The sequence below is a fragment of the Mesorhizobium sp. M0848 genome, from assembly GCF_040319805.1.
Classification (GTDB): Bacteria; Pseudomonadota; Alphaproteobacteria; order Rhizobiales; family Rhizobiaceae; genus Mesorhizobium.
In genome coordinates this window covers 1-7,661 of sequence record NZ_JAMYOM010000056.1, presented here as the reverse complement: position 1 = coordinate 7,661, position 7,661 = coordinate 1, and the positions used below count along the sequence as shown (strand labels likewise).

Annotated in this window: 8 protein-coding genes; 6 read left to right on the top strand and 2 right to left on the bottom strand. The window is 64.7% G+C overall.

Annotated elements, in window-relative coordinates; genetic code table 11:
* Positions 1 to 34: 34 nt before the first annotated feature.
* Positions 35 to 751 (bottom strand): ribonuclease PH, encoded by a 717-nt coding sequence (gene rph, locus NKH95_RS32990; protein ID WP_013528632.1) that lies wholly within the window; start codon positions 749 to 751, stop codon positions 35 to 37.
* A 198-nt stretch (positions 752 to 949) separates the two neighbouring features.
* Between rph and hrcA the strand changes: the two genes are divergently transcribed.
* The 6 genes from hrcA (at position 950) to NKH95_RS32960 (ending at position 6,347) form a co-directional block, all read left to right on the top strand.
* Entirely contained in the window at positions 950 to 2,032 is a 1,083-nt protein-coding gene (hrcA, locus tag NKH95_RS32985; RefSeq protein WP_027040272.1) for a heat-inducible transcriptional repressor HrcA, read from the top strand.
* 24 nt (positions 2,033 to 2,056) lie between these two features.
* A complete protein-coding gene (locus NKH95_RS32980) occupies positions 2,057 to 2,254 on the top strand; it encodes a hypothetical protein (protein WP_013528634.1) in 198 nt (65 codons plus the stop codon).
* Between the two features lie 97 nt (positions 2,255 to 2,351).
* Positions 2,352 to 3,704, top strand: coding sequence for a PQQ-dependent sugar dehydrogenase (locus NKH95_RS32975; protein ID WP_352894548.1), 1,353 nt, complete (start codon positions 2,352 to 2,354; stop codon positions 3,702 to 3,704).
* Positions 3,705 to 3,815: 111 nt separating this feature from the next.
* Entirely contained in the window at positions 3,816 to 4,433 is a 618-nt protein-coding gene (locus NKH95_RS32970; protein ID WP_352720987.1) for a LysE family translocator, read from the top strand.
* 176 nt (positions 4,434 to 4,609) lie between these two features.
* A complete protein-coding gene (gene cysK / locus NKH95_RS32965; RefSeq protein WP_256748314.1) occupies positions 4,610 to 5,590 on the top strand; it encodes a cysteine synthase A in 981 nt (326 codons plus the stop codon).
* A gap of 130 nt (positions 5,591 to 5,720) precedes the next feature.
* Positions 5,721 to 6,347 carry a glutathione S-transferase family protein gene (locus NKH95_RS32960; protein ID WP_128305291.1) on the top strand — a complete coding sequence of 209 codons (627 nt, stop codon included), beginning with the start codon at positions 5,721 to 5,723 and terminating at the stop codon, positions 6,345 to 6,347.
* Between the two features lie 3 nt (positions 6,348 to 6,350).
* Here NKH95_RS32960 and NKH95_RS32955 read toward each other — a convergent pair whose 3' ends face one another.
* Positions 6,351 to 7,607 (bottom strand): RNA polymerase sigma factor, encoded by a 1,257-nt coding sequence (locus tag NKH95_RS32955; RefSeq protein WP_352894549.1) that lies wholly within the window; start codon positions 7,605 to 7,607, stop codon positions 6,351 to 6,353.
* Between the last annotated feature and the right edge of the window lie 54 nt (positions 7,608 to 7,661).

The following is a 7,661-nucleotide window of genomic DNA, read 5'->3' as shown; positions in this document are numbered from 1 at the left end:
GGCAGAGGGGGGTGTTCAAGCTCGGCATTTAATCCTAAGCCACTGCCATCTGCTGCAAACTCACCAACCGCTGAATGCCTTTCTTGGCCAGGCCCATCAAGTCCGCGAACTGCTCTTCGGAGAAAGGCTCGCCCTCGGCGGTGCCTTGGATCTCGACGATGCCACCCTTGCCGGTCATGACGAAATTGGCGTCGGTGCCGGCCGCGGAATCCTCGATATAGTCGAGGTCGATAACCGGCTGACCGTCATGGATGCCGCAGGAGATCGCAGCGACATGGTCCTTCAGCACCTTGGCGACGCTGGCCATCTGGCGCGCTTCCATCCAGCGCAGGCAGTCATACAGCGCCACCCAGCCGCCGGTGATCGATGCGGTGCGGGTGCCGCCATCGGCCTGGATGACGTCGCAGTCGACGGTGATCTGCTGCTCGCCCAGCGCCTGCAAATCGACCACGGCGCGCAGGGAGCGGCCGATCAGCCGCTGGATTTCCAGCGTGCGGCCGCCCTGCTTGCCGGCCGAAGCCTCGCGGCGCATGCGCTCGCCGGTCGAGCGCGGCAGCATGCCGTATTCGGCCGTCACCCAGCCCTTGCCGGAATTGCGCATCCAGCCAGGCACTTTTTCCTCAAGGCTGGCCGTGCACAGGACATGCGTGTCGCCGAACTTCACCAGGCACGAGCCTTCGGCATGCTTGGAGACGCCGCGCTCGAAGGAGATGGCACGCATTTCGTCGAATTGGCGTTTGGAAGGGCGCATTCAGGCTGCTTTCTTGTCATTTTTCGGAATCTTGGCCGGCTTGTAACCGCATGGGACGCGTGGCGCAAAGGAAAATGGCCTGACGATCTGACGCAGACACCGGGTGATCTCACACAGACACCGGGTGATCTCACAAAGACACCGGGTTGCGCGGGTGCAGTGTAAGTCTATATCGTTGGGCCGGAGGTTTTTGGCCGTATGACCAAGGCAGTCGATCCCGCTTCGCAGTCGCCCGCGCTTCAGTCGCTCGATATGCGTTCCCGCGACATCTTCCGGCGCATTGTCGATTCCTACCTCAGGGACGGTGAACCGGTGGGCTCGCGCAGCCTGTCGCGTATCCTGCCGTCCTCGCTGTCGCCGGCGACCATCCGCAACGTGATGAGCGATCTCGAGCATCTCGGCCTGATCTACGCGCCGCACATCTCGGCCGGCCGGTTGCCGACGCAGGCCGGCCTGCGTTTCTTTGTCGATGCCTTCATGGAGCTTGGCGACCTTTCCGACGAGGAGCGCCGCGCCATCGAGGCACAGGTTCGGGCGTCCGGCTCGGGCGCGACGCTGGAGCACATGCTGACCGAGGCCAGCCAGATGCTGTCGGGCATGTCGCGCGGCGCCGGCCTGGTTCTGGCCGCCAAGAACGAGGTGGCGCTGAAGCACATCGAATTCATCCAGCTCGAACCGACCAAGGCGCTGGCAGTGCTGGTGTCGCAGAATGGCGACGTCGAGAACCGCGTCGTCGAGTTGCCCGCCGGCATCACCGTCTCGCAATTGCACGAAGCCTCGAATTTCCTCAACGCCCATATTCGCGGCCGCACGCTGGCCGAGGCGCGGATCGAGATCGCCCGCATCAAGGAAGAAACCAGGGCCGCGCTCGACACGCTGTCGCAGGACCTGGTGGAGAAGGGGCTGGCGGTGTGGGCAGGTGCAGACAGCGGCCTGCCGGCGCGGCTGATCGTGCGTGGCCGCGCCAACCTGCTCGAAAACGTCACCGCCCAGGCCGATATCGAGCTGTTGCGCCATTTGTTCGAGGACATGGAGACACAGGACGGGCTGATCCAGCTGCTCGACCTCGCCGAGGAAGGATCGGGCGTGCGCATCTTTATCGGCTCGGAAAACAAGCTGTTCTCGCTGTCCGGTTCTTCGCTGGTGGTCGCGCCCTATCGCGACAAGGATGCCCGCGTCGTCGGCGCGCTAGGCGTCATCGGCCCGACCCGGCTGAATTACGCGCGTATCGTCCCGATGGTGGATTACACCGCGCAGCTGATATCGCGCATGCTCCGTTGAGCTGATCTAACCGAGGAGACGACGATGGCGCTCGAAGAGTTCAAGGCCCGGATCAGCCTGTTGCTGGAAGAGATGGTCAACCAGCCGGAAGACCAGCACGAGATCCAGGAGCAGCTGCGCGAAAAGCTGCGGGAAATGCGCGCCATGGGCCTGCCGTTGCCGGCCGATCTCGTCGAATTGGAAAAACGTCTCGACGACGATTTCTACGCTGCCGGAACCTGAACCCGGAAATCGGAAGCTCCCTTTACCTCATCGTGTGCCGTGGAACGATCGACGAAACCGCTCGTTCCTGTTTCACGTCCAAACATTGGAGGACCGCATGATGCGTTTTGCCGGCCCCGCACTTTTCGCCGCACTGTTTCTCTCGACCGCTTCGTTCGCGCAGCAGGCGGACGAGCCGGTGCTGAAAGGTGCGGCCGCCTTCGGCGACTGGCGAGCGGACAAGCCGGGCACACGTCGGCTGATCAGACCGGATGATCTGCCTAAGCCCGATGCCAACAGATCGACCTCGAACAGCGCCGGCGTTGCGGACATGCCGGCAGACGCGAAGCTGCAACTGCCGCCGGGATTCTCGGCCGAGCTGGTTGCATCGGGCATCGACAATCCACGCGTCGTGCGCGTCGCGCCGAACGGCGACCTGTTCGTCGCCGACAGCAAAGCCAATCAGGTCCGCATCTATCGCCTGGCGGAAGGCAGTGCGAGCCCTGTGCAGGGCGGCATCTTTGCCGGCAATCTCAAACGGCCCTATGGCATTGCCTTCTATCCGCCGGGCGCTGACCCGCAATGGATCTATGTCGCCAACAGCGACAGCATCGTGCGCTTTGCCTACCGCAATGGCGACTTGAAGGCCTCCGGCGATCCGGAAACCATGGTCGGCAACATCCCCGCCAATCATCACTGGACCCGCGACATCGCCTTTTCGCCGGATGGCAAGACGCTTTATCTGTCGGTCGGCTCGGGATCGAATGTCGCCGAGCGCATGGGCAACGAACCGAAGGGCGGCCTCGACGCCTGGGCGAAGTCGCAGCCGCTCGGCGCCACATGGGGATCCGAGGACGGCCGCGCCGGCGTCCTGGCCTTCGATCCCAATGGCAAGAATGGCCGCATCCTTGCCACCGGCCTGCGCAACTGCTCGGGCATGACCGTGCAGCCGGCGACCGGCGCGCTGTGGTGCGTCGTCAACGAACGGGATGCGCTTGGCGACAATGTGCCGCCCGAATACGCGACCGTGATCAAGGACGGCGCCTTCTATGGCTGGCCGTGGTATTATATCGGCGACAATGAGGATCCTCGCCACAAGGGTGAGCGCCCCGATCTTGCCGGCAAAACGACCGTTCCCGATGTGCTGATGCAGGCGCATTCGGCGCCGCTCAACATTGCCTTCTACGAGGGGAAGAGCTTTCCGGCTGAATACAAGGGCGATGCTTTCGTCGCTCTGCACGGTTCATGGAACCGCGGCAACCGGACCGGCTACAAGGTGGTGCGGTTGCTGTTCAAGGACGGCAAGCCAACCGGCGAATATGAGGATTTCATCACCGGTTTCGTCGTCTCAAACGGCGAGGTGTGGGGGCGGCCGGTCGGCGTGGCGGTGGCCCTGGATGGCGCGCTGATCGTCACCGAGGACGGCAACGGCACCATCTGGCGTGTCACCCATGGCGACGGTCGTTCCTGAGCGCAACTCGCACAGGCGTGGTGCAATCGAATCCGAGTTCCAGGGAATTCACGCCCGCCGGGCTTTGTGCGATAGGATGCCGTGATAGCAGCGTCGCGCAAGGCCGCAACCATGACCCTCACCGGATTCCTCGCCTACAGCGCCGCTCTCGGCATCGCCGCCGCGATTCCTGGTCCCGGCATCACCGCGCTGGTCGCCCGTGCGCTCGGCTCCGGCTTCCGCTCGTCGCTGGCGATGTCTTTTGGCCTGATGGTTGGCGACATCACCTATCTGACCGCCGTGGTGCTCGGCCTCGCCATCGTTGCACAGAGTTTCGGCATGGTTTTCCTGGCCATCAAATGGCTCGGCGTCGCCTATCTCGCCTTCCTCGGCTGGCGCTTCTGGAACAGCGGCATCACGCCCGAGACCGTCGAGGCCAGAAAAGGCAAAAGCGGGTTGCTGTCGAGCTTTGCCGCCGGCCTGACCGTCACGCTCGGCAATCCGAAGACGATGATCTTCTACCTCGCCATCACGCCGACCATCGTCGACCTGAAGACCATTACGCTGGCCGACTACGGCATTCTCGTCGCGCTGACGGTCGTCGTGCTTCTGGTGGTGCTGGTGCCGTATCTGGCGCTGGCCGCCAAGGCGCGCTGGTTCCTGAAGTCGCCGCGCGCGCTCAAGGCGCTGAACCGTACGGCTGCCGGCTTCATGGTCGGTGCCGCTGCAGCGATTGCCGCCCGCCAATAGCGGGCTTTCGGCCAAAGCATTTCGCAAACAGGCCTTTGCGGGAAATGCTTTTCCGAGACGGCACTGTTTTAGACACAGGTCCCACTCGGATATTTTCAATCGACAGTCTATCTTGCGCGGTCGAAGGTCCTATGTTGCCCGCAAATCCACTTGCCTGAATTCTGGGAGCGAAACCAATGAACAAGCCCGCCACATCAGCCCGCGTGCCCGGCCGCGGCCGCGTCTACGATTCCATCACCGACACGATCGGCGATACGCCTCTGGTGCGGCTCGACAAATTCGCTCGGGAAAAGGGCATCGTCGCCAATCTCATCGCCAAGCTCGAATTCTTCAATCCGATCGCCTCGGTCAAGGACCGCATCGGCGTGGCGATGATCGAGGCGCTGGAGGCGTCAGGCAAGATTTCTCCCGGCAAGACCACGCTGATCGAACCGACGTCGGGCAACACCGGCATCGCGCTTGCCTTCGCCGCTGCCGCCAAGGGCTACAAGCTGATCCTGACGATGCCCGAAACGATGTCGATCGAGCGCAGGAAAATGCTGGCGCTGCTCGGCGCCGAGCTGGTGCTGACAGAAGGCCCGAAAGGTATGAAGGGCGCCATCGCCAAGGCCGACGAACTGGCAGCGACGATCCCCAACGCGATCATCCCGCAGCAGTTCGAGAACCCGGCCAATCCGGAAATCCACCGCACGACAACGGCCGAGGAAATCTGGAACGATACGCATGGCGAGGTCGATATCTTCGTCGCCGGCATCGGCACCGGCGGCACCATCACCGGCGTCGGCCAGGTGCTGAAGAAGCGCAAGCCCTCGGTGCATGTCGTCGCCGTCGAGCCGGACTCCTCGCCGGTTCTGTCGGGCGGCCAGCCCGGCCCGCACAAGATCCAGGGCATCGGCGCCGGCTTTGCGCCCAAAATCCTCGACACGACGATCTATGACGAGATCGTCAAAGTGTCGAACGAGGATTCCGTGGCCAATGCCCGCCTCGTCGCCCGCCTCGAAGGCGTGCCGGTCGGCATCTCGTCGGGCGCCGCCTTGCAGGCAGCCATCGTCGTCGGCTCGCGGCCGGAGAACAAGGGCAAGAACCTTGTGGTGATCATCCCGTCCTTCGCCGAGCGCTATCTGTCGACGATCCTGTTCGAAGGGTTGGGATCGTAGTCCGACGCTTCTCCGTGACTGAGCTGGCCCGCTGAAAAAATCCCCGTGGCGTCAGCCACCGGCTTGAGCAGCGCCCTGCTTCCGGTGCATACCGCCCACGGCCCGTCTGCGCGGGCCGGGGGAGGATTTCATGTACAAGCTCTACACCCGTCCTGGCAGCGGCGGCTTCGTCGTCGAGGCGGCGCTGGTGCTGGCGAATGCACCGTTCGAGCAGATCGACGTGCCGAAGACCGACCGGCCCGATCCCGCCTTCCTCGACATCAGTCCGTTGAACCAGGTGCCGGTGCTGACCTTGCCAAACGGAAGCTCGATGACCGAGTCGGCGGCGATCTGCATCCTGCTTGCCGAGCGTCATCCCAATGGCAATTTGGCGCCGGCAGTAGATTCGCCTGCCCGCGCCGATTTCCTGCGCTGGATGGCATTCATGTCGTCGGTGCTCTATTCGGCGGTGCTGCGTTTCTACTACGCATACCGCTACACGGCCGATCCCGAAGGCACCAAGGCGGTCAAGCAGGCGGCCGTGGCCGAGATGGACCGCGGCTTTGCCGTTCTCGATGCCGCGCTCGAGGGCCGTGACTGGCTGGTCGGTGACCGGATGTCGCTGGCCGACATCTATCTGGTCATGCTGGTGGCCTGGCATCCCGACATCGACAGCGCGCGGACGGCATGGCCGAACATCGAACGCCTGTGGGCGCGGCTGCGCGACCATCCGCTGATGAAGACGCTCAACACCTCGCACGAGATGTGGCCGGGCTGAAGCTCAATTTCTGAGCACCGCCCGTTTTCCCTGCAGGAACCGGCGCACCGCCGGGTCTCGCTCGAGGCCGATCGCCCGGTCGTAGGCTTCGCAGGCTTGCGGTACCTGACCAAGCCTGGCCAGGAGACCGGCGCGTGCGGCCCAATAGGGCTGGTACTCGTCAAGCCGCTTGTCGTCGCCCAGCACGTAAAGGGCCGCCAATCCGGCCACTGCGCCCTCGGCCTCGGCGATCGCCACCGCGCGGTTTATCGCCACCACCGGCGATCCTGCGATCGAAAGCAGCGCGTCGTAGAGTTCCTGGATCGCCACCCAGTCGGTGCGGCCGGTGAACCTTCGTGCCGCATGCGCGGACTGCACGGCCGCCTCAAGCTGGTAACGGCCGATGACGCCCTTGGACGCGGCGTGGGAAAGCAGCGCCTCCGCCTCATCGATGAGGGCGCGGTCCCATAGAAGGCAATCCTGTTCCGCCAGCGGCACGAAGTCGCCTTCGGCACTGCGCCGTGCGGCGCGGCGGGACTCAGCAAACAGCATCAGCGACAAGAGGCCCAGTGCCTCCGGCTCCTCCGGCAACAGCGAAGCCACCAGCCGGCCGAGCCAGATGCCTTCGGTCGCCAGGTTGCGGCGCCGCGTTTCGGTGCCCGCCGGGTCGGTCCAGCCTTCGGCGAAGGCGGCGTAGATCGCTTCCAGCACCGCATCCAGCCGTTCCCCGAGTTCGGCCCGCTCCGGCACGCGGAACGGAATGCCGGTTTCACGGATGCGGGACTTGGCCCGCACCAGGCGCTGGCCCATGGCTGCGGGCGAGACCAGGAAGGCGGAGGCGATCGTCGCGGCGTCGAACCCCAGCACCGTCTGCAGGATAAGTGGCGAGCGTACGCTCGATTCGATCGCCGGATGGGCGCAAGCGAACATCAGCCGCAGCCGATCGTCGGGCAGATCTTCCTCGGTCATGCGTGCCTCCGCCTCCTGCGCAATCAGCTTGAGATGCTCGCGGCCGGCCTCGCTGGTGAGCCGCCGCCGCACCGCATCGACGCGGCGCCGCCGCGCCACCGCCAGCAGCCAGGCTTCCGGCTTTTCCGGCACGCCGGTTCGCGGCCAGCGCTCGAGGGCGGCGGCAAAGGCATCGGCCAGCGCGTCCTCGGCGGCGGCCACGTCGCGCGTGCGGGCCGCGAGCCAGGCGACCAGCTTGCCGTAGCTCTGCCGCGCGGCCGCCCCGGCGGCCCCCCCCGCGGCCGACCCCCCGCCCGCACAACAAGCTAGTATTTGGGGGATTAGAGAGGCCAGTAAGAAGAAGCGCCCGCAAAGACCCCAGGCGCG